The organism is Pseudomonas sp. SWRI22, from assembly GCF_014268395.2.
Lineage (GTDB): Bacteria > Pseudomonadota > Gammaproteobacteria > Pseudomonadales > Pseudomonadaceae > Aquipseudomonas > Aquipseudomonas paracarnis.
The window spans coordinates 3,822,689-3,848,360 of sequence record NZ_JABWQK020000001.1; the positions used below are offsets into that span (position 1 = coordinate 3,822,689).

The 25,672-nt window shown below is 60.3% G+C and carries 23 protein-coding genes; 5 read left to right on the plus strand and 18 right to left on the minus strand.

Features of this window, described 5'->3' with window-relative positions:
- Nucleotides 1-72: 72 nt before the first annotated feature.
- The 3 genes from HU730_RS16690 to HU730_RS16700 are packed head-to-tail and all read right to left on the minus strand — an operon-like array spanning nucleotide 73 to nucleotide 1,890.
- Nucleotides 73-1,029: a hypothetical protein gene (locus tag HU730_RS16690; protein WP_072446384.1), complete on the minus strand. Its 957-nt coding sequence runs from the start codon at nucleotides 1,027-1,029 to the stop codon at nucleotides 73-75.
- Nucleotides 1,026-1,610, minus strand: coding sequence for a hypothetical protein (locus HU730_RS16695; RefSeq protein ID WP_186527542.1), 585 nt, complete (start codon nucleotides 1,608-1,610; stop codon nucleotides 1,026-1,028). Before HU730_RS16695 ends, HU730_RS16690 begins: the two co-directional genes overlap by 4 nt.
- Nucleotides 1,611-1,620: 10 nt before the next feature.
- Entirely contained in the window at nucleotides 1,621-1,890 is a 270-nt protein-coding gene (locus tag HU730_RS16700) for a hypothetical protein (protein WP_186527541.1), read from the minus strand.
- Between the two features lie 481 nt (nucleotides 1,891-2,371).
- Between HU730_RS16700 and HU730_RS16705 the strand changes: the two genes are divergently transcribed.
- The gene (locus tag HU730_RS16705; RefSeq protein WP_186527540.1) at nucleotides 2,372-3,586 is read left to right on the plus strand and encodes an aldose 1-epimerase family protein; all 1,215 of its coding nucleotides are present in this window, start codon (nucleotides 2,372-2,374) and stop codon (nucleotides 3,584-3,586) included.
- Nucleotides 3,587-3,703: 117 nt separating this feature from the next.
- Nucleotides 3,704-4,219 carry a GNAT family N-acetyltransferase gene (locus HU730_RS16710; RefSeq protein ID WP_096142904.1) on the plus strand — a complete coding sequence of 172 codons (516 nt, stop codon included), beginning with the start codon at nucleotides 3,704-3,706 and terminating at the stop codon, nucleotides 4,217-4,219.
- Between the two features lie 223 nt (nucleotides 4,220-4,442).
- On the opposite strand, the gene HU730_RS16715 is transcribed toward HU730_RS16710, so the two are convergent.
- Nucleotides 4,443-5,063 (minus strand): LysE family translocator, encoded by a 621-nt coding sequence (locus HU730_RS16715; RefSeq protein ID WP_186527539.1) that lies wholly within the window; start codon nucleotides 5,061-5,063, stop codon nucleotides 4,443-4,445.
- A gap of 76 nt (nucleotides 5,064-5,139) precedes the next feature.
- Complete coding sequence (locus HU730_RS16720; RefSeq protein WP_186527538.1) at nucleotides 5,140-5,388, minus strand: DUF6429 family protein; 249 nt, start codon at nucleotides 5,386-5,388, stop codon at nucleotides 5,140-5,142.
- Nucleotides 5,389-5,453: 65 nt separating this feature from the next.
- Here HU730_RS16720 and HU730_RS16725 point away from each other — a divergent pair, with 65 nt between their 5' ends.
- A complete protein-coding gene (locus HU730_RS16725) occupies nucleotides 5,454-5,975 on the plus strand; it encodes a DUF2867 domain-containing protein (RefSeq protein ID WP_186527537.1) in 522 nt (173 codons plus the stop codon).
- 78 nt (nucleotides 5,976-6,053) lie between these two features.
- On the opposite strand, the gene HU730_RS16730 is transcribed toward HU730_RS16725, so the two are convergent.
- Nucleotides 6,054-6,410 carry a VOC family protein gene (locus HU730_RS16730; protein WP_034127570.1) on the minus strand — a complete coding sequence of 119 codons (357 nt, stop codon included), beginning with the start codon at nucleotides 6,408-6,410 and terminating at the stop codon, nucleotides 6,054-6,056.
- Between the two features lie 184 nt (nucleotides 6,411-6,594).
- Between HU730_RS16730 and HU730_RS16735 the strand changes: the two genes are divergently transcribed.
- A complete protein-coding gene (locus tag HU730_RS16735) occupies nucleotides 6,595-7,368 on the plus strand; it encodes an SDR family oxidoreductase (protein ID WP_060764262.1) in 774 nt (257 codons plus the stop codon).
- A 68-nt stretch (nucleotides 7,369-7,436) separates the two neighbouring features.
- The gene (locus HU730_RS16740) at nucleotides 7,437-8,342 is read left to right on the plus strand and encodes a LysR family transcriptional regulator (protein WP_054919234.1); all 906 of its coding nucleotides are present in this window, start codon (nucleotides 7,437-7,439) and stop codon (nucleotides 8,340-8,342) included.
- A 57-nt stretch (nucleotides 8,343-8,399) separates the two neighbouring features.
- On the opposite strand, the gene HU730_RS26915 is transcribed toward HU730_RS16740, so the two are convergent.
- From HU730_RS26915 to treZ, 12 genes are all read right to left on the minus strand, one after another.
- The gene (locus HU730_RS26915) at nucleotides 8,400-9,887 is read right to left on the minus strand and encodes a methyl-accepting chemotaxis protein (protein WP_186527536.1); all 1,488 of its coding nucleotides are present in this window, start codon (nucleotides 9,885-9,887) and stop codon (nucleotides 8,400-8,402) included.
- 184 nt (nucleotides 9,888-10,071) lie between these two features.
- The gene (locus tag HU730_RS16750) at nucleotides 10,072-12,225 is read right to left on the minus strand and encodes a TonB-dependent siderophore receptor (RefSeq protein ID WP_186527535.1); all 2,154 of its coding nucleotides are present in this window, start codon (nucleotides 12,223-12,225) and stop codon (nucleotides 10,072-10,074) included.
- A 212-nt stretch (nucleotides 12,226-12,437) separates the two neighbouring features.
- Nucleotides 12,438-13,199 carry a PIG-L family deacetylase gene (locus tag HU730_RS16755; RefSeq protein WP_186527534.1) on the minus strand — a complete coding sequence of 254 codons (762 nt, stop codon included), beginning with the start codon at nucleotides 13,197-13,199 and terminating at the stop codon, nucleotides 12,438-12,440.
- Nucleotides 13,200-13,487: 288 nt separating this feature from the next.
- Nucleotides 13,488-14,147, minus strand: coding sequence for a glycosyltransferase (locus HU730_RS16760; RefSeq protein WP_054897372.1), 660 nt, complete (start codon nucleotides 14,145-14,147; stop codon nucleotides 13,488-13,490).
- Nucleotides 14,144-14,743 carry an SAM-dependent methyltransferase gene (locus HU730_RS16765; protein ID WP_186527533.1) on the minus strand — a complete coding sequence of 200 codons (600 nt, stop codon included), beginning with the start codon at nucleotides 14,741-14,743 and terminating at the stop codon, nucleotides 14,144-14,146. The genes HU730_RS16760 and HU730_RS16765 overlap by 4 nt, the downstream gene beginning before the upstream one ends.
- A complete protein-coding gene (locus tag HU730_RS16770) occupies nucleotides 14,740-15,498 on the minus strand; it encodes a PIG-L family deacetylase (RefSeq protein WP_186527532.1) in 759 nt (252 codons plus the stop codon). Before HU730_RS16770 ends, HU730_RS16765 begins: the two co-directional genes overlap by 4 nt.
- Nucleotides 15,495-16,493, minus strand: coding sequence for an acyl-CoA dehydrogenase family protein (locus HU730_RS16775; RefSeq protein ID WP_034127561.1), 999 nt, complete (start codon nucleotides 16,491-16,493; stop codon nucleotides 15,495-15,497). The genes HU730_RS16770 and HU730_RS16775 overlap by 4 nt, the downstream gene beginning before the upstream one ends.
- 1 nt (nucleotide 16,494) lies before the next feature.
- Entirely contained in the window at nucleotides 16,495-18,654 is a 2,160-nt protein-coding gene (gene glgX, locus HU730_RS16780; RefSeq protein ID WP_054897376.1) for a glycogen debranching protein GlgX, read from the minus strand.
- A 121-nt stretch (nucleotides 18,655-18,775) separates the two neighbouring features.
- Nucleotides 18,776-19,045, minus strand: a complete 270-nt coding sequence (locus HU730_RS16785) for a DUF2934 domain-containing protein (protein WP_003191595.1) — start codon at nucleotides 19,043-19,045, stop codon at nucleotides 18,776-18,778.
- A gap of 23 nt (nucleotides 19,046-19,068) precedes the next feature.
- Nucleotides 19,069-21,819, minus strand: a complete 2,751-nt coding sequence (locus tag HU730_RS16790; RefSeq protein ID WP_186527531.1) for a malto-oligosyltrehalose synthase — start codon at nucleotides 21,817-21,819, stop codon at nucleotides 19,069-19,071.
- Complete coding sequence (malQ, locus tag HU730_RS16795) at nucleotides 21,816-23,900, minus strand: 4-alpha-glucanotransferase (protein ID WP_186527530.1); 2,085 nt, start codon at nucleotides 23,898-23,900, stop codon at nucleotides 21,816-21,818. Before malQ ends, HU730_RS16790 begins: the two co-directional genes overlap by 4 nt.
- Entirely contained in the window at nucleotides 23,897-25,642 is a 1,746-nt protein-coding gene (gene treZ / locus HU730_RS16800) for a malto-oligosyltrehalose trehalohydrolase (protein ID WP_186527529.1), read from the minus strand. Before treZ ends, malQ begins: the two co-directional genes overlap by 4 nt.
- Between the last annotated feature and the right edge of the window lie 30 nt (nucleotides 25,643-25,672).

Genomic DNA, 25,672 nt, shown 5'->3' on the forward strand with positions numbered 1-25,672 from the left:
GAGGAGGGGGCTGACCGGCGGATTTCGGCCAAAAGGGACCATTAGATTGGGGTGATTGATCGTTCGAACCCGCTAACCTTCTTGGTTACTAACGCCCATGTTATCCGACCACGTTGAGCCGGTGGTTAGAAGTTCTCTGGTGGGGCATGCTGACTCAAGTAGACTAAACGCCATTATGCCAACTAATGTAGTGTGATAGTTTTGAAGAAAAATTGACCTACCTTCATCCCTGATACCGGAAAGTAGGCTCTTGCCTCCATTTTCCGGGCCAGGCAAGAACCCTGATGGGCTTATTGATTCAGCAATTATTTTGAAGCTAACTAGCTCGTTGTAAGGCTTTCCTATGCATAGGGAAACCATTAACAGTTCGGTAAATATATCAAGGTTGTTGTCACCAAGAAAAATTCTCTTCCAGGCAGGCAGCCAGGTTCTTATGTAGCTGGTGGTTGCTGGTGTTAGAGAGTCAGGTGATGCGCCAAAGTTTGTTATGTAGAAAACTTCGTGAGTTAGCGCATAGGCTGAATCATTTTCGATGATCCATGGCTCTGGGCGATGATATGACCACGTAAGATCAGGCGAGTAGTTTAAGCTTTCAAACACTTCCAGGTCGCACAATGCCCTATTTAGATCCAGGCGGCGCCAGTAAGGGTATTGAATGGATTTTGAGAACTCTGACTCTGAGAAGTTTTTTATCAATCGCCCTAGGGATTCGTTTTTTATGTTGTTTCGATAAAATGTTGCGTAAAGAGAGCTAATCATCATTAGTCCTGGGCGACTGATTAGCGCCAACTTGAGGAAGTCGCCAGAGTCGAGCTCTAGCCAAGCCCACTCTAGCAACTCTCTCGCTGCTACGGAATGCAAATTTCCTCGGATCATTAGGTCGCAGCAAAGAGCGAGCTCACCAATTGGCTTAAGCAGAATAAGCTGCTCATCAGTTGTTTTGCCTAACTTGTGGGAAAAATTATCTCGATTGGCTACTACCCAGTTAATTAGCTTTAGCACCGCCTCCACATTTTTTTCAATGTTCATATGCGCTCCCTATGCGGCACTAGATTGGCCATTTTTAGCCACCACTTCAATTTTGCATCAGCCATTGACTCGGCCGTTATGTTTATGTAATTAACTGCTTGCTTTATCGAGAGAGCTTCCGTCTCACTCAGTTCGCGTTTCGCGGATAAGGCAGCATGAACCCAAAATATTGATTTGAATAAATCTCGTGAAGAAAGTGAGAGCACCAACTCTTCGCACGGCTTGATTGCAAATGAATCCGTGGTGTTTTCGTTGAAAATTATTCCATACTTGAATAGCTCTTCAGTGCAATTGGATTCACTTATATCTCTATGTATTGATGGGGGCTTTTGTGGGTAATTTTTTATGACGGACTTAATAAAATCTGCGCTCGGTGTATTTGTTAAAAATACTTCACTATAATCGGCTAGACATGACAGTATCTCCTTCGGGGCGACTATCTCTTCGAGTTTGTATGCTGCAAGAATATCAAGGGAGAAAAGGGAAACATTCAATGCTTCCTTGGCTGAAATTGATTCAGCTCTTAAAAAGGCTTGAATGCTCCCGATGCCTGATAACAATATCTTATAGTTCAATTTCACCACGCTTACGTTAAATTTCGTCGATTTTTACCCATGTTGTATCGAATCTATCCAAGAATTGAGGCGTTATTGTTCCAAGTCCAACGTAGGTCTTTAGATCCTTTATTAGATCTCGCTCAGATTGGTCAAGTGAGTTTAAATCTCCAGAGGACAGAAGCTTTTCAAGCGCTATCTTTTGATCAGGGGTAGCATTTAGATTTGAAATATCCACTTCAATCGCTGTGCCTGTGTCTCCAGTGAGTCTGATTTTGGGTGTAGCTGAGACGGTCGTCGATTTCATTTTGAGATCCTTTGGCTGGATTTCAGTTGATTGGTTCGTCTTTGGCTTGTTTTTGAATTTTGTTCGCAGCGCTCCTTTCGTGTTCAGATGTGAGTTTCTAACTATAAATAGACGGCAAAAGTGGTGTAATGCTTTCCGCTGCTGTGTCTGATTGTGCTCCTTGCCTGTGCATCACTCCCTGCTCTGTCTCATGTGTCGCGCCAGAAATAGGAAAAGCGATATGGCTTTTGGCCACATCCCGAAGCCTAGCAGGTTATCTATGGTCTGCAATTGGCCGTTTGCAGCCAATGAGTCAACGCAAGGTTGTAACCGGCACGGATGGACCAAAGCTCATACACCGCCCACTCGCGTTTTCGTTCCAGCCTGCCCGCAAGCGCATCGCCTTTTCATGGCCTTTCCCCGCACTGTCGCGTCTTTTAAGCTTGCTGAAACGTTTCATCGAGTTTATAAAGCGCAAACAACTCCAATAAAGGCCACCGCCATGATCCCGCTCAAACTCCTCGTTGCCCTCAGCGCATTCTCTGCCGCCTCCCACGCCCTGGCCTGGGATTACGTGCTGCTGGACACCGACAAAGCCGCCCAGAACTGGCAGGTCACCAGCCAGCAACTCGGCATCCAAACCGACAAACCCTTCAGCGTTACCCTGCGTACCTTGCACGGTGGTCGGCAGGAGGGCGTGAGCATCGTCGATATCGATAACGGCACGATGAAGCTCTCGGTAGTGCCGACTCGCGGCATGAACGTGTTGCAGGCGTCGGTCGGCGATGTGCGCATGGGGTGGGATTCGCCGGTCAAGGAAGTGGTGAATCCGTCCTTCATCGAGCTCAATGGCCGCGGTGGTCTGGGATGGTTGGAAGGTTTCAATGAGCTGGTTACTCGCTGCGGCTACGAATGGGTCGGGCACCCTGGTATCGACAACGGCGAGCTGCTGACCCTGCACGGGCGGGCCGCTAATATTCCCGCGAATAAAGTCACCCTGCATATCGATGAAAAACCGCCGTACGCCATCGCCCTGCGCGGCGAGCTGAAAGAGCAGGCGTTCAAGAAGGTCGATTTTTCTGTTGCGACCGAACTGGTCACCGAGCCTGGCAGTGTGGTGTTCTCGCTCAACGACACGCTGACCAACAATGGCGATTATCCGAAGGAATACCAGGCGCTGTATCACAGTAATTTCAGCACGCCGTTCCTGGAGCAGGGCGCGCGGTTCGTTGCGCCGGTGAAGCAGGTGTCGCCGTTCAACGACAAGGCCAAGGGCGAACTGGCCGACTGGCAAACCTATCGCGCACCGACCAAGGACTATGACGAAACGGTTTACAACGTGGTGCCGTATGCCGATGCCAAGGGCGATACCTTGACCGTGCTGCATAACAAGGCCGGCAGCCTGGGGGTTTCGGTTGGCTTCAATACGCAGACACTGCCGGTGTTTTCCCTGTGGAAGAACACTGATACCCAAGGGCAGGGCTATGTCACGGGGTTGGAGCCGGGGACGAGTTTTTCCTATAACCGTCGTTATCAGCGGCCATTGAACCTGGTGCCTACGATCGGGGCGAAGGAACATAAGCAGTTCCGTATCAGCTACAGCTTGTTGGCGGATAAGGCGGCTGTTGAAAAGGCCTTGAAGCAGGTCAGCGAGATTCAGGGTGGGCGGGAGACTGAGGTGCGGCAGACGCCTTTGGTGGATCTGACCAAGGAGTGACATTGGCTGGAGCCTTCACGCGGGCCCCGACGTTCTTCATCGACGCCGGAACCCGCGCCCTGCAACTGTCATCGATGGGCATGCATACTGAAATAACCGTATTTCAGGAGCCTATCCGTGATTCGCAGAGCATTACCCGCCGATGCAAAGGCCATTGCCCAAGTGCATATCAGCAGTTGGCAAGACGCCTACCGTGACCTGATGCCCGCCCAGTTCTTGAGCGGATTGCAAGCAACGCTTGCTCGGCGCGAAGCCCATTGGGTACGCTCGATTGCCTCGGGTGAGTCAACGGTATGGGTCGCCGAGGTGGGCCAGCAGGTGGTTGGCTGGATAGCCGTCGGCGCCAGCCGTGACGAAGACGCCGTGCAGGCCACTGCAGGTGAGGTCATGGCCATCTACGTACTCGCTGAGCATTGGCACAACGGCGTCGGGCGGGGCTTGTGGAATGCCGGCTTGCAGGACCTGTTGGCGCAAGGCTATGAGCGTTTAACGCTGTGGGTCTTGACCGGTAATGAAAGGGCGATTCGATTTTATCGCCGGTCGGGATGCGTCGAGGAGGCCGGGACAGAGCGCTATCTTGAGAGGGGCGGTGTGGCGCTGGTGGAGGTGAGATATGGTTTGCCGTTGAGATAGCCTAGGTATTTACGCAACTTGGGCATCAGTGGGATCGTTGTCGGCTGCCAGGCCGTCATCGCAGGCAAGCCAGCTCCCACATTTGGATCACGGGGCATCAATTATATTGGCGTCGGCTGCCAGGTCGTCACGGGAGCAAGCTCCCTCGCCACAGGTGCAGCGTCTTACTGAAGGTAGGTGGATACCGATGACGGCTATCTTCACAGGCGCATTCACACCTCACTCATGCCTTACGCGCAGTCAACAACACCGCCGCGGCCGCTGACAACAAACCCGCGCAGCAGCGATTGAACAGGCGCTTGCCCTTCGGCTCGGCAAACCAGCGGCGCATATGCAGGCCCATATAGGCGTAGGCGCTGATAGCCACCCATTCCAAGGCCAGGAACATCACACCCAGCAGGGCAAATTGCGCGGTGATGGGGTGGCCGGGCACCACGAATTGCGGGAGGAAGGCGGTGAAAATCAGGATCGCTTTGGGGTTGCCCGCGGCCACCAGAAATTCCTGCCGCGCCAAGGCCCACAGGCCTACCTTGCTCGTCGCGGTTTCTACCTGCTGCTGCGGGTCTGCGCGCCATAGCTGATATGCCAGATAAAACAGATACGCCGCGCCGAGAATCTTGATCCCGTAGAACAACAACTCCGAGGTTTGCAGTACCACCGCCAAGCCAGCGGACGCGAGGGCGATCATGCCGGCGAAGGCCAGCAGACGGCCGAGACCGGCGAGGCAGGAGGTGCGGTAGCCATAGCGGGTAGCGTTGCTCACGGATAGCAGGTTATTGGGGCCGGGGGCCATGTTCAGGGCGAAGCAGGCGGGGAGGAAGAGGGCTAGGGTGGCGAGGTCCATGACGGCTCCGGGTTGGCAGGTCGGGGAGTCTTGAGGATAAACGCATGAAGCGCGGTTTAACACTCCGTGGCTGGGCTTATGGCCCCGCGAGCGCTTCAGGTGCCGCGCCTAACAACCGATCAGCAATTTGCCTGCCCCGTTCCAAGCCTTCCTGCGTCAACCAAATGGATTTGTTTTTGTTCACCGGATTACTGATAAAACCTTGCTCGTGGAGTCGGTTCATTATTTGAAAGTCGTGGCCTTTCCATGAGTTGCCGTTATCAAAGCTGAAGGTGGTCAGCAGGGCAAGTACGGCTTCCTCAATCAGTTTTTCGTCGTATTCCATAATGGGTACTCCGCTTGAGTTACACAGACCCTGCCGAGCTTAGCGCAGCATTCGCTTGAGGCGTTATGATGCCAATTCCTGTTTTGGTCATGGACGGAAAAATCTTGGCGACTCGCTCTGGAAGTCACACATTGGGTGCACCGTCCGAACTCGATTATTACGATTACAGGTCGGTGCCATTGTCGGCTGAGATCAGCGCGCTGGATGCCTGGAACATCATGACCGCCGAATCAGGGCCGCTGTTGCGATTGGCCTTTCGGATCAGGGATGGGATTTCTTCAAGGTTTGGCGTAAAGCGCATCGGCGGGTTCTCCGGCAATCGGCGCGTGACGGTGCAAGCGGGTGAGCGGCTTGATTTTTTCTTGGTAGAGGACTGCGCGCCGGATAGTCTGGTGCTGACTGAGCGTGACCGGCACCTGGATGTGATGATTTGCCTTTCAATTGCTGATCGTGTGCTGACGATCACTTCATCGGTGATCACCCACAACACCTTCGGGCGCCTTTACATGCTACCGGTGGGGCCGGCGCACAAACTGATCGTCAATCGGTACATGACGCGCTTGCAGCGCAAGCTGCAACAGCTTTGAACCCAGAACAGGCTCACACAACGCAACCTGTTCTCGGTTGGAGATGTCGAGCTTCAGCGATACAGCGAAAGCGCTGGATCACGGCGCAACGCTCCACACCGCCAGTTCATACCCATCCAGGTCGGTAAAGTGGAACCGGCTGCCACCGGGAAACGAAAATGTCTGGCGGGTTATCACCGCTCCCAGCTGTTGAAGCCTCTGCTGCACACTGTCCAAGTCATCTGCGTACACGATAACCAAGGGGCCGCCCGGCCGCACAGGCTCGCCGGTGGTGAAACCACCCGTGAGCCGGCCATCGCTGAACTCGCTGTAGGTGGGGCCGTAATCGACGAAAGTCCAGCCGAATGCAGCGCCGTAGAAGGCTTTGCTGCGGGCAATGTCGCTTACGTTGAATTCGATATTGTCGATCTGTCGGTCTCTGCCACGAGTACTCATGGGGGCTTCCTTGGCCGGCGTGCAAGGCCGGAGTGTAGCGTACCTCACATCCTTTTAATTCACCGATAGGGCGTTTGTGATTAGCCAGTATCTCTGAACACTGCATCCAGCCAAGGTGTGCTTATCTTTGTCGAGGGCCACTCTAGAATGGCGGCGTACTTCTCCCAATTAAAGGAATGTTGTCATGCCTAATCATTCAATCAACGGCAAGGTTGCACTGATCGCGGGTGGTGCGAAGAACCTCGGCGGGTTGATCGCCCGCGATCTGGCCAAGCAGGGCGCCAAGGCTGTGGTCGTGCACTACAACAGCGCTTCCAGCCAGGCTGACGCGAACGCAACCGTCGCCGCAATCGAGGCGTTAGGCGCGAAGGCTGTGGCCTTGCAAGCAGACTTGACCACGGCGGGAGCGATGGAAAAACTCTTCAAGGATGCCGTCGCCGCAGTCGGCAGGCCGGACATCGCGATCAATACCGTGGGCAAGGTGCTTAAAAAGCCAATGGCTGAAATCACGGAGGCGGAGTATGACGAGATGATGGCCGTCAACTCCAAGACTGCGTTCTTTTTTATCAAGGAAGCCGGCAAGCACCTCAATGACAATGGCAAGATCTGCACTATTGTCACTTCACTGCTGGGCGCTTTCACGCCCTTTTACGCTGCATATGCCGGCAGCAAGGCGCCGGTAGAGCAATTTACGCGAGCGGCGGCGAAGGAGCTGGGCGTTCGAGGTATTTCGGTCACGGCAGTAGGGCCGGGGCCGATGGACACGCCGTTCTTCTACCCGGCCGAAGGTGAGGATGCGGTCAGTTACCACAAGACGGCTGCCGCGCTGTCGCCGTTCTCGCGCACGGGCCTGACAGATATCGAGGATGTGGTCCCGTTCATCCGTAACCTGGTGAGTGACGGCTGGTGGGTGACTGGCCAGACAATTTTGATCAATGGCGGCTACACCACCAAGTAAACGGTCAACGCGCAGGCGCAGACGTGGTGAGCGCCGATCGATCCGTGCCCCCCGAGCATTGAGAGCCCATGGATAGAATCGAACAGTACCGCGTCTTCGTTCAGGTCGCAGAGCTTGGCAGTTTCATACAAGCGGCACGGCTGATGAGGCTGCCACGCGCAAGCGTGTCGGCCGCCATTCAACAGCTGGAGGCCAATGCCGGCACTCGACTGCTGCACCGGACAACCCGCAAGGTCTCCCTGACCGCCGATGGCACCCAGTTACTGCTGAAGGCGCGCCAGGTCTTGCTGGACATCGATGATATCGACCAACTGTTTAACAGCCATCAGGAACAGGTCATGGGCCGTCTGGAAGTGGACGTGCCCAGCCGCATAGCGCGGCGCCTGGTGATGCCTGCGTTGGCCGAGTTTCTCCGCCGCTACCCTGGGCTCCAACTCGGCCTGGGCTCCACCGATCGCGCCATTGATTTGGTACAGGAAGGCGTTGACTGTGTCATTCGTTTTGGCACCCCGCAGAACAGCAGCCTGGTGGTGAAACCGTTGGGCAAGGTGTTGCTGGTCAATTGCGCGAGCCCCGCATACTTGGCGGAATTCGGGGTGCCCACACAGCCTTGCGATCTGCAAAACCGGCATGTCTGTATCGGCTACAGCACGAGCGCAGGCGGGCAGGAAACGGCCTGGGAATATTGCGTCGATGGCACCGCGCAGGCTGTCATGATGCCGAGCCGTGTGGTGGTCAATAATGCCGAAAGCTATATCGCAGGATGCTGTGCAGGGCTTGGCTTGATTCAGGTGCCGTTGTTCGATGTTCAGCATTTATTGGACAGCGGCGAATTGGTGGAGGTGATGGCGGCCTATCGGCCGGCCCCCATGTGCGTTTCAGTCCTGTACCCGACTCGCCGCCAACGCTCTCGTCGCCTTGGCGCGTTCATCGATTGGTTTGCCGCCTTGATGGCTCCGCATCTGGAACCTTGATGCACTCCAGCGCTCTGCCCACCTGTTCTCTCTGACTCGCCATGTTCCGGGTTGGGCTCAAGGATGAAACCTGCGCCCCAACGCATCCAGCCGCACCGCGATCGGTGGCAGGCGTTCGCTGCTGCGGGCGAGTGTCTCGACGTCGTCGGCGGTGTTCTGGGCGATGCTTTGTACCGACTGCAAGCGCTCGACGATCTCCAGGTTGGCCGAGGTCTGCTCGCGGGTGGTGGTGACGATGTGGCCGTTGAGTTGGTCGATGTGCGCGATGTCCTCGCCCACAGCCCGTAGCATCTCCACGGCCACTTGGCTGTCTGCCACGCAGCGCTCTACGCCTTCGCGGCTGGCGTGCATGGCTTCGACGGCTTGGCGGCTGCCGTGTTGCAGGCCCTCGATGATGCTCTTGATTTCCTGGGTGGAGAGGGCGGTGCGCTGGGCCAGGCTGCGCACTTCATCGGCCACCACGGCAAAGCCACGGCCTTGCTCGCCGGCGCGGGCGGCCTCGATGGCGGCGTTGAGGGCCAGCAGGTTGGTCTGGTTGGCGATGCTGCTGATCACTTCCAGCACCGAGCCGATTTGCTCTGCCTGCACCGCCAGGGATTCCACGGTCGACTCCGTGCCGTTGATGCGCGAGGCCAATTGGCTGATTTCATGTTGGGCGCGGCCGACGCTTTCCTGGCCGCGCACAATCTGCTGGCTGGCCTGGCCTGCATGTTCCACTGCCTGTTCGACCTGCACCGTAATGTGGCCCATGGCGTCTTCCATGCGCTGCATCGAACCGGTCATTTCGCCGATCTGCGCCAGTTGATGCCGTGCGCCTTTTTCCAGGGTGCCGCTCGCGCTGGCCAGTTCCTGGCCAAGCTGGCCCAGGCCATGGGAGTCGCGGGCGACGCCGTCGATCAGGTGGGTGAGTTGCTGCAGGAAGTGGTCGAACCGCTTGGCGAGGGACACGTGGGCCTTGCCTTCACCTTGGGCGGTTTCCGCCGTGAACTGCGAGGTAACGGCGAGCATCTTCTCCAGCATTTCCTGGCTCTCCACCGCTTCGGCCTGGCTATGGACGGCCAGGTAGAGCAGGGCGACGGTCTCCATCACCACATAGAAGGCGTGGACGAACACCATCGTCCAGCCGCCGTGATGCTCCATCACAAACACCGGGAAACCCTGGTGTTGCAAGGCATGAAACACCACGTGATGCACCGCGATGGTCAGTGCCGCCACCAAAATCGGCAGCCAGTCACGGTAGAAGGTCAGCACCGCCAACAGCGCGAAAATGCCGAAGTGGGATTCGATCACCCCGTGCGCCTGGTTGATGTGCAACGCCGCCATCACCATCAAGCCGGCGCCCAGTGCACAGCGCATCACGCGGGTGCCGCCGATGACGCGATACAGCGCCGTGAGCACCACGCCGGTGCCCCCACCGACGATCACGGCCTGCATGAGGGTGTCGTGCCAGAACGCCAGGCCGAGGGAGAACAGGAACATCAGCCAGATCAATGCCAGCATGATGCGGTCGGCCTTGCGATAGTGCTCTTGAAAACGAACGGGCATTCACTCTTACTCCATGAGAGGGGGGCGTCGAGGTCAAGCAAGCACGCGGTGTGCCACACAGGCGCGCCGCTGTGGAGTCAAGCAGATATTCAGGATTGTTGCCGGTTACCCACGCGTTATCGGCATGTGGGCGTGGGACTTTAAGAGCGGCTGCCCGAGCGGGCAGCCGAGGTGGGCATGGGGCTCAGAAACTGTACTTGGCGGTCAGCATCATATTGCGGGGGCTGCCATAGGAGTCGCCACCATAGTCCACATCGTTGGAGATGGACTGGTAGTAGTGGCGGTCGAAAATGTTGTTGGCATTGAGCTGCAAGTCCAGGTGCTGATTGACCCGGTAGCCCGCCATCAAGTCGGTGACGGCGTAGCCGCCTTGCTGGAGCCGGTAGTTGCTGCCATCCGCTAGCTTGATGTCGTTGTACATGCGGCTCTGCCAGGAGATATTGCCGCCGACGCGGAGTTTTTCCAGCGGGCCCTGGAAGTTGTAGCGTGTGGTCACTTTGAACAGGTGCTCCGGGATGTCGGTATCGAACTGCTTGTTGACCTTCTGCGGGTTGGCGTCGTCCTTGATGGTGTGGGTGCGCGCATAGGTATAGCCGCCGCCGACCTGCCAGTTTTCGGTCAAGGCGCCTTGCAGTTCGAAGTCGATACCCTGGCTGCGGATTTCGCCCGAGGCTTCTGCACAGGACGCCTGCGGGCAGTTGGGCACCACCACGGCCACGGCGCGGTTTTCCTGGTCGACGCGGAACAGCGCCACGCTGGCATTCAGCGCGCCACCAAAATATTCGCCTTTGACGCCAACCTCATAATTTTTACCGACGATGGGCTTGAGTGGGGTGCCGGCTGTGCTCTTTTCTTTTTGCGGCGTGAAGATGTCGCTGTAGCTCACGTATACCGAATGCTGGTCGTCCAGGTCGTAGATCAGGCCGGCGTAGCGGGTGAGGTTGCGGGTGACCTTGTAGTCGCCGGCGGCGTCACGGTTGTCGTAGTCGTACCAGTCCAGGCGAGCGCCGAGGATCAGCTTCAGCGGGTCGGCCAGGCTCAGGCGGCTGGTCAGGTAGAAACCGTCCTGGGTGGTGACTTCGCGAACGTTGTTGGTGCGGGTGAAGTTCGGCTTGCCTGCATTGATCGGCCAGTTGAGGTCGTACGGGCTGTAGTTGTGGGTGGTCATGTCGTAGATGCGCTTGCTGGCGCCCACCACCAGTTCATGGGTACGGCCGAACGCCTCGAACGGGCCGCTGGCAAAGGCGTCGAGCCCGGCCTGGTTTTCATCGTAGCTGGCCTGGTACACCGTGCGGGCGAGGGTGTCGTTGGTCCAGCGCGATTGGTAGGAGCCGGAGAACAAGGCGTTCTGTTCGGCATAGTTGGCGTTGACCTGCAGGCTCCAGTCGTTGGCCAGGCGCTGGCGCAGCTCAGCGAACACGGTGTTGATTTCCTGGTCCTTGTTCTCCCAATCGGTGCCTGGGTTATAGGAGCGCGACAGGCCCAGGTGGCGCCCATCCAGGCCGACCATCGAAGCGCCCCAGAAGTAGTTGGTCTTGTCCTTCTGGTTCGAGTAACCGAGGGTCAGGGTGGTGTCTTCGCTCAGGTCGGCTTCGGTGACGGCATAGAACAGGCCATGATCCTGCTCGGCCTTGTCGATAAAACTGTTGGCATCGCGGTAAGAGGTGACGACACGGCCGCGCCAAGTGCCACTGTCATTGAGCGGGCTGGAGGCGTCGAGCTCGCCGCGGTAGTCGTCCCAGCTGCCGACGGCGCCGGTGAGGGTAACTTTCTGCTCATCCAGTGGCCGCTTGCGGATCAGGTTGATGGCGGCCGAAGGGTTGCCTGCGCCTGTTACCAGGCCGGTAGCGCCGCGCACCACTTCGACGCGGTCGAACATTGCCAGGTTCGGCTGGGCGCCTACGGTGGCACCGTTGTAGCCGCTGGGGATACCGTCATACATGAGGTTGTCGATATCGAAACCGCGTGCGGTGAAGGCTTGTCGCCCAGGGCCGTTGGAATAATTGAGGAACAGCCCCGGCGTGGCGTTGACCACGTCGTTGATGCTGGTCATGGCCTGGTCATCCATGCGCTGGCGCGTGATTACGGTGACGGCCTGCGGGGTTTCGCGCAGGGTCAGCGGCAGTTTGGTCGCGGTCTTCATCGAGCCGGTGGTGTACGACTCGCTGCCTTCGGTGGTTGCGCCAAGCTGTTGGCCCGAGACCTGGGTAGCGCCCAGCTCGATGGTGGCCGGTGCTTCGGCGTCGGCGGCAATGGCCGCATTGGAGGTTGCTAGCGCGATAGTGATTGCCATCAGACTGGGTGTAAAAACGTTGCCGCCGCGTTGTTGCACAGACATGAAAGTAGGGCTCCCCAAGTGCCTTCCGTGGCGAATAGTAAATCTGTTGATAATTATTCGCATCAGTCTGACAGATTGAGTCTGTAGGGAAAAGTCCAAACTCTGTAGGAGCGAGCTTGCTCGCGAAAGACTCACAGGCGCCGCGTTGATTCCGGAAACCAGCGTTATCGTTGAGGTTTTTCGCTAGCAAGCTCGCTCCTACAGGGTGGTGTTCAGGTGAACAGGATTTCGTAGGGCTCGCGCATGCGCTCCAGCAATATCTGCGCGAGCATCGGCGGTAAGCCAATTTGTGGGTCACCCACCAACTGGCTGGCGTAGGCATGGGCGGCGTGCAACTTGCGCGCGACGGTCCAGGTATCCAGGCGGACCTTGCGTGCACGCTGCCAGGGCATTACCGCGCTTTCCCGGGCCGGCCAATGCCAAGCCCAGATCGGCAGTTCATACAGTTGCGCACCTACCAGGCTGCACGCCTTGGCACTCGCGCGGCCGACGGCGTCGTGGTCGTCATTGCCGTCGTTGCGCCAGGTGGTAAACACCACGTCGCCAGGTTGCAGGTAGCGCGCGATGAATTGGCTCATCGGCGATTCACGGGCGGCCAGTGCGTCATCACAAAACCCGCCACGAATCCATTTCAGGCTGTGCAAGGGCATACCCAATCGGCGCAGGGCCTCGGCACTTTCCTGGGGGCGCACCACGCTCAAGCGGCTGGCCGGCCATACTTGAGAGCCGGGATGGCTGGCGCTGCCATCGGTGATGGAGATCAATTGCAGCGGATGCTCGCGGGTGCTGAGCAGTTGCAGCAAACCGCCGCACGCCAGCACTTCATCGCCAGGATGAGGTGCGATTACCACGACGCGAGCACTGGGTGGTACCAGGCTGTTCAGGGAGATGATGGGTGTTTGCGCCAACTGCGGCGCACTGTTCCAGATTTGCACGGGGCCGCGACGGCCTTCGCTTAAGGAGGCAGGCTTCATGGGGTGTCACATCCTTGTCGGTTGATACCGGGTCGTGCTCCGTTGACGAGACGACGCTCTTGTCTTCACCGCAGGCTCCGCTGGGTGAGTGCGCAGCATGCCAATCAAGGAATGCCATGCAAGGCGTTAAGAGCATAGACAGGCATGGGTATCTGCACAACTTTGATGCGATGTTTGCTGGGCTGATGTCATCGCAGGCAAGCCAGCTCCCACAGGGGTCTATGTTGCCCACAATATCTGCGCCTGGCACGGATCCCTGTGGGAGCTGGCTTGCCTGCGATTTTGTTTTCACCCAGCCCGCATCAAACTCTTCAAGTAATCACCAAACCCACCCTCAGCCCGGCAATCCAGTCGCGCACTGGTCACCACTTGCGGCGCATGGCTCCAGGCAATGGAGGCACCGCAACGCTCCAATTCACGTACCAGTTGTACATCCTCGTGGCATTCCAGTGGTTCAAACCCACCGGCCTCTACGTAGGCGCGGGCACTCACGCCCAGGTTGGCCCCATGAATATGCCGATGCCCATCGCGGGCCTGGTAGGCCTGCTGATAACGAATCTGCGCGGCCGGGTCGAAGCCGTCGCTCCAGGCGTCCACGGTGACTGTGCCGCACACTGCGTCGCAGCCTTGGGCCAGTTGGGCCACCAACCAGTCAGGGGCGACACGGCTGTCGGCGTCGGTGCAGGAAATCCACCGCGCGCCTTGCTCCAGCAAGTACCGTGCACCCACGCCGCGGGCGTGGCCGACATTGCGCGCCTGCACGTGCAGGCAATGCACCTGGTGGGCCTGGGCAATCGCCGCGCTGGCATCGCTGCAACTGTCGAGTACTACCAGAATCTGTACCGCTTCACCCAGCAAGCCCGGGTGGTCGGCGGCGATCCGCGCAGCCCGCAGGCAATCATCCAACAGGGCTTCTTCGTTATGTGCCGGGATCAGAATACCGATCATCGTAAACCCTCATGGCGAGCGACCGAGGTGCCATCCAGGCTCCACAGGTCGAGCAGGAAATCCGGGTCCTGGTACTGCACCAACGGTGCAACACCCAGACGCTGTTGCAGCACGGCGTGCACCTGTTCGGCGGTTTGCGGGCAACCGTCAATGGGCACTCGCCAATGGCAGGCCAGGATTTGCCCGTCAGCGGTCAAGGCGGCGAGTGCGCAATCGATCAGACGATTAAAATCACCTACATCGAGGTAATAACAAAGCTCACTCAATACGATCAGCTCGAATTGCCCGCCGGGCCATTGTTCCGGCAGGCGACGCTGCTCCACCCCGGCATGAGGAAAGCACTCCAGCCGCGCTTGTGCCAGCCGTACCGCCGCAGTCGCAGTGTCGCAACACAGCAGGCGTTCACAACGCGGGGCCAGCTCGGCACTCAGTTCACCGTTGGCACAACCCGGCTCGAATATCGACGCATAGCGCGGCCGCGTCAGCATGGCCAAGGTCAGGGCGCGCTTGCGTTGTTCGTACCAGCGCTGACGAAAAGCCCAAGGGTCGTCATTGCCGGCAAACAACTGGTCGAAGTAGGGGGTTGCCACACTCATACGAACACCATCTCAAAAGGTTGCAGCAAGCGCTCCACCACATAGGGCGCCAGCACCGCAGGCAAACCGATTTGCGGGTCGCCCTCCAACTGGCTGGCGAAGGCGTGGATCGCATGGCGTTTGCGTGCTACTTGCTCGGCGGTCAGCGGAATCTTGCGCGCCCGATGCCAGGGCACCTTGTGGTCTTCGGCGGTGGCCCAGTGCCAGGTCCACACCGGTAGTTCACACAGCACTGCACCGACGGCCTTGGCTGCCTTGGCGCTGGCGCGGCCCACAGCTTCATGGTCGCAATGCCCATCCTCGCACCACGTGGCGAACACCACATCGTTAGGCTTGAGGTGGCGCTGGATAAATTCGCAGAGCTGGGCTTCGCGCTCGGCCACATGGCTGTCGGCAAACCCGCCGCGCAGCCATTTCAAACTGTGCAGCGGCAAGCCAAGGCGGTGCAAAGCCTGGGCCGATTCCTGCGGACGTACCACACTCAGACGCTCCACTGGCCAGCGCCGGGAGCCGGGGTGGCTGGCGCTGCCATCGGTGACGGAGATCAACTGGATAGGGCGATCCAGCGCAGCCAGCCCTTGCAGCAGACCACCACTGCCCAGCACCTCGTCATCCGGATGCGGGGCGATGATCACCGCTCGATGCCCAGGCGGCACCAACTGCGCCACACTGATGTGCGGCAACTCGGCCAATCGTGCGCTGTTTTGCCAGTGGCTCAACGGCGTGCCCTGGCCAACAATCGGATTGGGCCTCATAGCGCCCATCTCCCTGTGGGCTCGCCGGCGACCTGTTCACCGAGGGCGGCCAAGTCGCGTTCGGCATGACTTTGCCGCACATACACCGGTAAATCAGCCATCAACTGGGCAAAGTGCGGATCCTTGCAATACGGCCCGGCGCCGACCGCACGGCCCACATGCTGGATCACTTGCTCGACGGTGTCCTCGATACAGGCGCGCGTCTGTTGCGCCAGTTGTCGCGCATCGGCGCGAGGCTGGCGGTCGATCTGCGCGGCGCTGGCGCGTAACACGCAGGCGGCGCTGTTCAAGGCGCTGTCGACCGCGCCGAGGTGGGCCAGTGCATGGGGCTCCGCACGCTTGGCACATTGGGCGCGCAGCACTTCACCCAGGCGTTGCGCCGCGCCGTACCAGCACGCGGCAATGCCGATCCCACCGTGCCAGAAGCCCGGACGGGACAGATAGTCGCCTGGGCCGCCAACGGCAATTCCCCTGGCGGCGCTGAACAGGATGTCGACGCTACCGGTCGCCGCCATGCCCACCGCCTTCCACCCCTCATCCGTCACCCTGATGCCCGGTTGATCCATCGCCACGGCCACCAATTGCTGGCGGTCCTCTTCGTCCCAGGCCGTCAGCAAACCATGGCTGACCACCGCCGCCCCGGAACACCAGGCCTTGCGCCCCTCGACGAGCAGCCGCTGGCCGTCGCGACGCACGCGCAACTTGGCCGTCGGCGGCTCGGCCGCCCACATGCCCCAGGTGCTGCCCAGCGGCGGCAAGGGGCTGTCGAGTTCGGCAATGATCGCCAGGGCATCGGTATGGCCTTCGAACAACTTGCACAGGCGCAGGTCATGCCCGGCCACCTGGGCCAATTGGCTCAAGCGGGACAGAGTCTGGCCGCTGCCCGGCAACGGCAGTTGATCAAGGCCTTCTTCCTGAAGGGCCCTCAGGGCATTACCCAGGGCTTGCGTGTCGGCATAGCCCCGGTAGCCCTGAAGGAAACCGTGCAACGCCATTTCACACCTCGCCTTCGTGCTGCAGTTCAAACAGCAGCAGCGAGCGAGCGGTGACCGCGTACTCATGCTCGAAATCAAAGCGTTCCTGGCCACGCACAGCCGGGTCGTTGGTGTCGAGCAGGCACGTCCAGAACTCGCCCTCCGGCACCGGCGGCAGGCGGAAATTGACCAGGTCGTGATGGGCGTTGACCACCAGCAGCAACGTGGCGTCGGCCCCGGCACGACGAATCCCGGTTTCCTGGGCGCGGCCATCCATCAACATGCCCAGGCAGCGGCCCTGGCTGTCTTCCCATTGCTCGGTAGTCATTTCGTTGCCATCCGGCGCGAGCCAGGTGACGTCCTTCACGCCGATGTCTTCGTTGTAGTCGCCCACCAGGAAGCGCCCACGCCGCAGGATCGGGTACGCCAGACGCAGCTTGATCAGGCGCTTGACGAACTTGAGCAGCGCCTTGCCGTCATCGTCCAGATCCCAGTTGACCCAGCCGATCTCGCTGTCCTGGCAATAGGCGTTGTTGTTGCCGTGCTGAGTGCGAGCGAACTCGTCCCCGGCGACGATCATTGGAGTGCCCTGGGCCAGCAGCAAAGTGGCGAAGAAGTTGCGCATCTGGCGCAGGCGCAGCGCGTTGATCTCCGGGTCGTCGGTAGGGCCTTCGACGCCGTGGTTCCAGGACAGGTTGTTATTGCTGCCGTCCTGGTTGTTCTCGTCGTTGGCTTCGTTGTGTTTGTCGTTGTACGACACCAGGTCGTGCAGGGTGAAGCCGTCGTGGGCGGTGATGAAGTTCACCGAGCTGTACGGTCTGCGCCCGCGGTGATTGAACATCTCGCCCGAGGCGGTCATGCGCCCGGCGAAGTCTGCGAGTTGGCCGTCGTCGCCTTTCCAGAACGCACGCACGGTGTCGCGGAAGCGGTCGTTCCATTCCACCCAGCCTGGTGGGAAGTTGCCCACCTGGTAGCCACCGGGGCCGCAGTCCCAGGGTTCGGCGATGAGTTTCAACTGGCGCAGCACCGGGTCCTGGCGGCACGCCACGAGGAAACTGTGGCGCTCATCGAACCCGTCGCGGTAGCGCCCGAGGATGGTCGCCAGGTCGAAGCGGAAGCCGTCCACATGCATCTCGGTGGCCCAGTAGCGCAGGGAGTCGGTGACCATTTGCAGCACGCACGGGTGGCTCAGATCCAGGGTGTTGCCGGTGCCGGAATCGTTGATGTAGAAACGCTTGTCGTCGGGCATCAGCCGGTAGTAGGAGGCGTTGTCGATGCCACGCATGGACAGGGTCGGGCCGCGCTCGTTGCCTTCGGCGGTGTGGTTGTAGACCACGTCCAGAATCACTTCCAGCTTTTGCTCGTGCAGGTGCGCGACCATCTCCTTGAATTCGGCGATCTTGCCGCTGGCCAGGTAGCGTGGGTCGGGGGCAAAGAACGCAATGCTGTTGTAGCCCCAGTAGTTGGTCATGCCTTTTTCCAGCAGATGCTGGTCGTTGACGAAGGCGTGCACGGGCAACAGCTCGACCGAGGAAATGCCCAGTTGGCGAATATGCTTGAGCACGTCATCTTCCATCAGACCGGCGCAGGTGCCCCGCACCGACTCGCCGACCGAAGGATGACGCATGCTGATGCCGCGCAGGTGGGTTTCGTAGATGATCGTGCGGTCCCACGGCACCCGTACCGGTTGGTCGTTGCCCCAGGTGTGCGCCGGGTCGATGACCTTGCACTTGGGCACGAAGGGCGCACTGTCGCGTTCATCGAAACTGAGGTCGTCGTCCGGGTGGCCGATGGTGTAGCCAAACAGCGCTTCGGACCATTTGAGTTCGCCCACCAGTTGCTTGGCGTAGGGGTCGATCAGCAGCTTGTTGTGGTTGAAACGATGACCGTTGGCCGGGTCATAGGCACCGTATACGCGGTAGCCGTAAATCAGCCCGGGGTGAGCATCGGGCAGGTAGCCGTGGAAGATCTCGTCGGTGTATTCGGGCAGTTCGATGCGTTCCAGCTCGACCTCGCCGGTATCGTCAAACAGGCACAGCTCCACCTTGGTGGCGTTGGCGGAGAACAGCGCAAAATTAACACCCAGGCCATCCCAGGTGGCGCCGAGGGGGAAGGGCAAACCTTCACGGATCCGCGACGGCTCATGAACCGGCGTCGCTGTGGTGTTGTCGGGTTTGCTCATCGAGTTGCTCCTGCAAAAGGTCTTTTTTCGGGCCGAACGCCGCCGTACTGACGGTGCTTCAGCGCATGGCTTGGACGGAAAAGGGCCTGCAGCGCGCAATGCGTGCTGCAGGCCCGAGAAATCATGGGGCGGGCGGTTTGGGCTTCTTCGGGGCGGCGGGTTTCTTCGCCGCAGGTTTGGCGGCGGCAGGCGCAGCAGGTTTGGGCTTTGCCGCAGCCTTGGGCGCGGTTTTCGGCTTGGCGGCCGGTTTAGGCTTGCTCGGCGTCAGCGCCTCGGCTTCCGCCAGCTTGCGCGCCATCTCCCAGTGGCGATCGTGGGCGCCATCGGGCTTGCCTTCAGACTCCCAGATCTGATGCGCCAGTTCGCGAATGCGTTTGTCTTCTTTACTCATCACAAACTCCTCACAGAAAATTTTCAGCTTTCTTGATTATCAGGATTGATAAAGACATTGACCGGGAGATCCCCCAGGGCAGCGCTGATCAACAGCTCCTTGTTGGGTGTGACTACGCCCGTTTGAAAAAGTCCCTTCCAGTTTTGTGCAGGGGCGGCGAACGGTAATTTCACCCGCGTATCGCCCCAAACCTGCGCATTGATCTGGGGAAACATCCCGTTTTCAAGCAACGGATAAGACCAACGCGGCACCACCACCAGTAACTGCTTGCCTTGATGTTCACGGTAGAACGCAACCACGCGCTCAGCGTGCTGGCCCACCACTTCCAAAGGCGTATAGCTGCCATGGCGCAGCAGCTCGGGGCAGGCTTTACGCAGGCCCAGTACCTGGGCGATCACTGCCTGTTTGATACGCCCGTCGCGCCAGTTGAACAACAGTTCGCCGATGTCCGGTGGTGCCTGCAATGCACGTTGCCGCGCAGCGAAGTCCACCGGGCGCCGGTTGTCCGGGTCGACCAGGCTGAAGTCCCAGAACTCATCGCCCTGGTAAATATCCGGCACACCAGGCACGGTCAGATGAAGCAAGGTTTGCGCCAGCCCATTCAGGGCGCCGGCGGGGGCGATGGCCTGTGCAGCGCTGTCCAACGCACTGCGCAGTGGCGCACCGGCCTCACTGAGCAGCAGGCGCTTGAGGAACGCTTCTACCGCCTGTTCGTAAGCCTCGTTGGGCGCGCTCCAACTGCTCTGCAACTTGGCCTCGCGCAGGGCTTTTTGCTGCCACTGCCACAGGCGTTGCTGGTACGCCTCCAGATCGGGGTTGGGCTCCAGCGGCCAACTGCCCAGCAGCACCTGATAGAGAATCAACTCATCGCCCGCCGAGGGGCTGTCGGCGCTCTGGCGCAGGGGATCGGCCAGACGGCGCCATTGCTCGACCTGTTCGGCATACCAGGGTGCGCACTCGCTGAGCACCGCCAGGCGCGCACGGGTATCTTCGCCGCGTTTGTGGTCGTGGGTGGCGGTGGCCAGCAGGTTGCCGGGAAAGGCCTTCAGGCGCTGTTGATTGGCCGCATGGAAATCTGCCAACGGCGCACTGAATTGCTCGGTACTGAAGCCCACATCGTTGCGCGACAACAACACCGCCGAACGGTAGAACGCGGTGTCTTCCACAGCCTTGGCGGCGGCGGGCGAGGTCAGTTGCTGGAAGCGCACGCAGGCATGCTTGAGCATCTTGCGCGCGCGGCCCACCGGGCGATTGCGCCAGGGCTGGCCACCCAACCATTGCTCCAGGTGGTCGAGCACCGGCCAGTCGCCTTCGTTGAGGGTACTGCGTGCACCCTCCATGGCGTGCTGGAACACCTTGTCGTCGGCCGCACTGCGGCCCTTGGCGCTGATATAGGTGCGGTACACCGGGAAATGCACGATCAGTTCCTGCAAGGCCCGGCGGATGGCACCCAGGGTCAGATCGCGGGTCATCACGTCATCGCGGGCCACTTGCAGCAGCGCCTGGGCTACGCTTTCGAAGTCGCCGCCCAACGAACCATTGAGGATCTGCTGGCGCGCCAGCCGCGCTTCTTCGCCGAAGGCTGAGGGCCGCTCGCTGTGACGCGTCCACATCTCGGCCAGCGGTGCAAAACCTTCGGGATGGTGTTGCAGCAATGACAACTGGTTCATGAACTCGTAGCCGGTGGTGCCATCCACCTGCCAGTCTTCACGCAGGGTTTCACCTTCGCCAAGGATCTTTTCAACAAAGATGGGCAAGTGGCGTTGGGGTGACAGCGCGTCTACGCGGCGGCGCAATTTGCGGCAATAGCCACGCGGGTCGGCCAGGCCATCGATATGGTCGATGCGCAGCCCGTCGACCAGCCCCGCGCTGATCAGCTCGAAAATCTTGCCATGGGTGGCTTCGAACACCGCCGCGCGTTCGACCCGCAGGCCGCCGAGCTCATTGACGTCGAAAAAACGCCGCCAGTTGATGTCGTCTGCGGCTGTGCGCCAACTGGCCAGGCGATAGGTCTGTTGTTCGAGCAGGTGATGCAGGCGCTCGAAACCCTCGGGCTGGCGACTGTCGAATGCGGTCAGGCGTTGTTCAATAGCGGGTAGCAGCTCGCTGGCGCGTTCGGCCAGGGCTTGTTTGAGCTCGGTGGCCTCGGCGTAGGCGTCGTGCTGATAGGCGAGGGCGGCGAAACGTTCGGCCAGCGATTTGAGTAACTCGTCGCTACCCAGAATCAAGCCGTAGTCCCTGGGGCAAATCGGAAAACGGTGTTCGTAATGCTCGACGTAGAAACTCCCCTGGGCGGCATCGAACTTGAGCGCCAGCGTGCCGTTCTGCAAGGCTTCGCCGTAATCGCTGCCGAGGAAGGGCATCAGCAACTGGCCCTTGAGCAGCGGGTCGGGGGAGTGCCACTGGATGTCGAAGAACTCGCTATAGGGGCTCAGGCGGCCCCATTCCAGCAGGTCCAGCCACCAAGGGTTATCCGCGCCGCCCACGGCCATATGGTTGGAGACGATATCGAGGATCAAACCCATGTCGTGCTCACGCAGCGCGGCGACCAGGCGACGCAACGCCGCTTCGCCCCCCAGTTCCGGGTTGACGCGGGTCGGGTCGACCACATCGTAGCCGTGCATGGAGCCGGCGCGGGCGCTTAACAGTGGTGAAGCATACAGGTGGCTGATGCCCAGTTGGGCAAAGTACGGCACCAGTGGCACCGCGTCATCAAGGGTAAAATCTTTATGAAATTGCAGGCGCTGGGTGGCGCGCAGGGGCAGTGCGTTCATCGGTCACGCTCATAGGCTTGGTTGCGCGCCACGGCCAGCAGTTCGAGGCGACGCGCGGCGCTGTCATTGTCGAGCAGGCTGGCGGCTTCGCCGGGCAAGCGTCGGCGCCAATTGGGGTGGGTGTCGAGGGTGCCCGGCAGGTTGGCTTGCTCCTCGATGCCCAATGCATCTTCCAAGGGCAACAACACCAGTGGCGCACGGGTATGGCCCAGGTAGCGCACGCTGGCGTCGACCATATGGTCGGTGTCGTTGCGGATCTCGTCGATGAAGTTCTGCGGGTCCTGACTCAAGGCTTGGCGCAGTGCCTGGCGTTCGCGCAGGCGGTGTTCGCTCCATTGGTCTACGGTGGGCGCATCGATCAGGCCCAGCTGGATATTCCATTCGATATCGCGGCTGTGCCACCAGCCATTGAGGGTCGGCAAGTCGTGGGTACTGGTGGTGGCCAAGGCGTTGTCGGGCCAATCGAGGATGGGCTTGAACTGGCCGTCATGGTTCTGTTCGAACAGCAGCACACGCATGCCCAGGATCGAACGGGCGCTGAGCTTTTCGCGCAGGCCTTCGGGCACGGTGCCCAGGTCTTCACCGAGGACGATGGCCTGGTGGCGGTGCGATTCCAGGGCGAGCAAACGCAGCAGGTCGTCCACCGGGTAATACAAGTAGGCACCTTCACGGGGGGACGCGCCCAGAGGGATCACCCACAGGCGTTGCAGGCCCATCACATGGTCGATGCGCAAGCCGCCGGCATGGGCGAAGTTGGCCCGCAGCATTTCGATAAAGGCGCGATAGCCATTGCGCTTGAGGCCCTCAGGGGAAAAGGCAGAGATGCCCCAGCCTTGCCCTGCGCGGTTGAGAATGTCCGGTGGCGCGCCCACAGTGAGGTCGGCCAGCAGTTCATCCTGGCGACTCCAGGCCTGGCTGCCGCCGCCGTCGGCGCCCACCGCCAGGTCGGCGATCAGGCCGATGCCCATGCCGCTGCCACGGGCGGCCTGTTGTGCGCGCTCAAGGCTGCGGGCAATCAGCCATTGGGTGAAGGCGAAATAGCCGATTTCGTCGCGGTTGTCCTCAGCGAACTGCGCCAGGGCCGGGCTCTGTGGCGTACGCCAGGCTTCGGGCCATTGGCGCCAGTCCAGGTCCTCACCCGCGGCCGCACGCTGGGCCTGTATGGCTTCGAAGCGGCAGTGGTTTTCCAGGGCTTCGCCGCCGGCCTGGCGGAAGCTTTGAAAGTCGGCATGCTGGGGATGCGCGCCGTGGCGGAAGTCTTCATACAGTGTGCGCAGCAGGCGTTGCTTGGCCTTGGCGGCGGCCGGCCAGTCGATCAGCGGGAGCTGTTCCAGGGCATGCAACTCCTCAGCCAACCCGGCCGCTTCGATGGCGTTGCGCACTTCACGTTCACCAAGGATGCACGCCGGCGAAGCATACAGGCTGTTGAGAAACAGGCGGCTGGAGGGTGAATAGGGGCTGAATCGCTCAGTGTCGGCGCTGAACATCGCGTGCATCGGGCTGATTGCCACGGCGTCGGCGCCGCGCTCGGCGGCGGAACGCACCAGGTGCTCCAGGGCCAGGGTGTCGCCAAAACCGCCATCACCCAGGCGGCGCAAGGCATAGAGTTGGGCGCTCAGGCCCCAGGCGCGAGCGGGTTGGCTGTCGACCGCGTCCGCCACGCTATAGCAGTGGCTGGGCGCGACGGCCAGGGTGAAGGTTTGCCCGTCGATATGCACCTGGTGGTAGCCGAGGGAAATCACGCCGGGCAATACGGCCTCGCCGTCCAGGCGCAGCTCCAGGGTTTCGCCGCCTTCCAAGTTGACGCGACACGGGGTGTCCGGGGTGAAATAGCGTGCCAGGTCCAGGCCCGCACCGCTGTCGGTGGTCATCAAGGGCGGCAGGTGCCGGTCCTGCTGCGCCTGCTCAAGTTGCAGCAGGCTCGCGTCGATCTCGGCATCGCTGTCGGCCGGGTGCCCCAGCCCTTTGAGGACGGCGCGCAGGGCATCAGGCTTTACATGTTGCGGGCGACCGTTGGCATCGATCCAATCGACGGCCAGGCCCGCGCGGCTGGCGAGAATTTCCAGGTTCGCTTCGCTCAAAGAATGTCTCCAACAGGGGATAAGCAAACGCGTGCGCTCAAGGGCGGTAAGTGCGCACCTTGCGGGGCAGGCGTTTGGAAAATAATCGGGTGGGGTGCCGGATGATCCAGGGGCTGTTCACTCAGGTTCAGGTCGATCTGCAGCACACGGCCGTTGCCCAGGCGCCAGCGCGCGGTGACAGCATGGTCAGCCAGCACGTGCGCGCCCAGGGCGACGGTGCCGGGCAAGTGCGGCACCACATGCACGTGACGCAGGCTCAGCAGGTGGCGGTAGAGCTGGGTGTGTTCGTTCTCGACGAAAGAGGGCACCGACTGTAAAAAGGTTTGCAGCGCGTTGGGGTCGGGGATGCGCTGGCGTTGCTCGGGGTCGTGAAACGCCGCGAAGTCGGCAAATTCATTGCGCCGCCCCTCACGCACCGCCTCGGCCAGTTCGCCATGATGGTCGGTGAAAAACAGGAACGGCTCGGCGGCATTCACCTCGTCGCCCATGAACAACATCGGGATCATGGGGCACAGCAACAGTAGGGCGGTCGCGGCGCTCAGTGCCTGGGGCGAACACAGCTGGTGCAGGCGTTCGCCGAGGGCGCGGTTGCCGACCTGGTCGTGGTTCTGCAGGAACGCGACGAAGGCACTGGGGGGTAGATCCGCACTGGGTTCGCCGCGCGCATGGCCATGGCGTGTCGTCTCGCCCTGGTAGATGAACCCCTCGGCCAGGCAGCGCGCCAGCTTGGCGGTAGGCTGCTCGGCAAAGTCGCTGTAGTAGGCGTCGGTTTCACCGGTGAGCAGCACGTGCAGCACGTTATGAAAGTCGTCATTCCATTGGGCGTCGAAATCGTGCTGCAACAGGCTGGCCTGGTTCAGTTCGTTTTCCAGCATCAGCCACACGTGGCGCCCGCCGTCCACCTGCTGGCGTACCCGTTGTGCCAGTTCCTGCAGAAACCCAGGGTTGTCGATGGCGTGCACGGCATCCAGGCGCAGGCCGTCGAAGCGGTATTCGAGCAGCCACATCAAGGCGTTATCGAGGAAGAAATCCCGCACTTCACGACGCTCGAAATCAATGCCGGCGCCCCAGGGTGTGTGCACGTCCTCCTGGAAGAAACCTTGGGCGTACTGGCCCAGGTAATTGCCGTCGGGGCCGAAGTGGTTGTAGACCACATCGAGGATCACGGCCAAACCGTGGCCGTGGGCACTGTCGATCAGATGCTTGAGTTGCTCGGGAGTGCCGTAGGTAGCGTGGGGCGCATAGGGCAGCACGCCGTCATAGCCCCAATTGCGTTCGCCGGGAAATTGCGCCAAAGGCATCAATTCAATCGCGGTGACGCCTAGTTCGGCCAGGCGGGGCAGGTGTTTCTCGACGGCAGCGTAGCCGCCCATGGCGCCGACGTGGAGCTCGTAGATCACCGCCGTGTGCCACGGGCGACCCTGCCACTGGCTGTGGCGCCATTCATAGGCGAGGGGGTCGACTACTCGGCTCCACCCATGCACGTCCAGCGCCTGGGCCCTGGAAGCGGGGTCGGGCACTGTGTTTTCGCCATCGATGTTAAAACGGTAAAGCGTGCCGGCAGGGCACGCGATTTCGACTTCAAACCAACCACCGGCCTGGGGCAGCATGACGATGGTTTTACCCTGTTCCAATTCAACGCTGACATAAAATGCGTCTGGCGCCCATAACGCAAAGCGCGTGCGGTGCGCGTCCAGCATGATTGCGCCGTGGGGCCAGGTTTCCAGAGTCCTTGACGGCATCTATGAAGACCTCCCTTAGTTGTTCCAGTC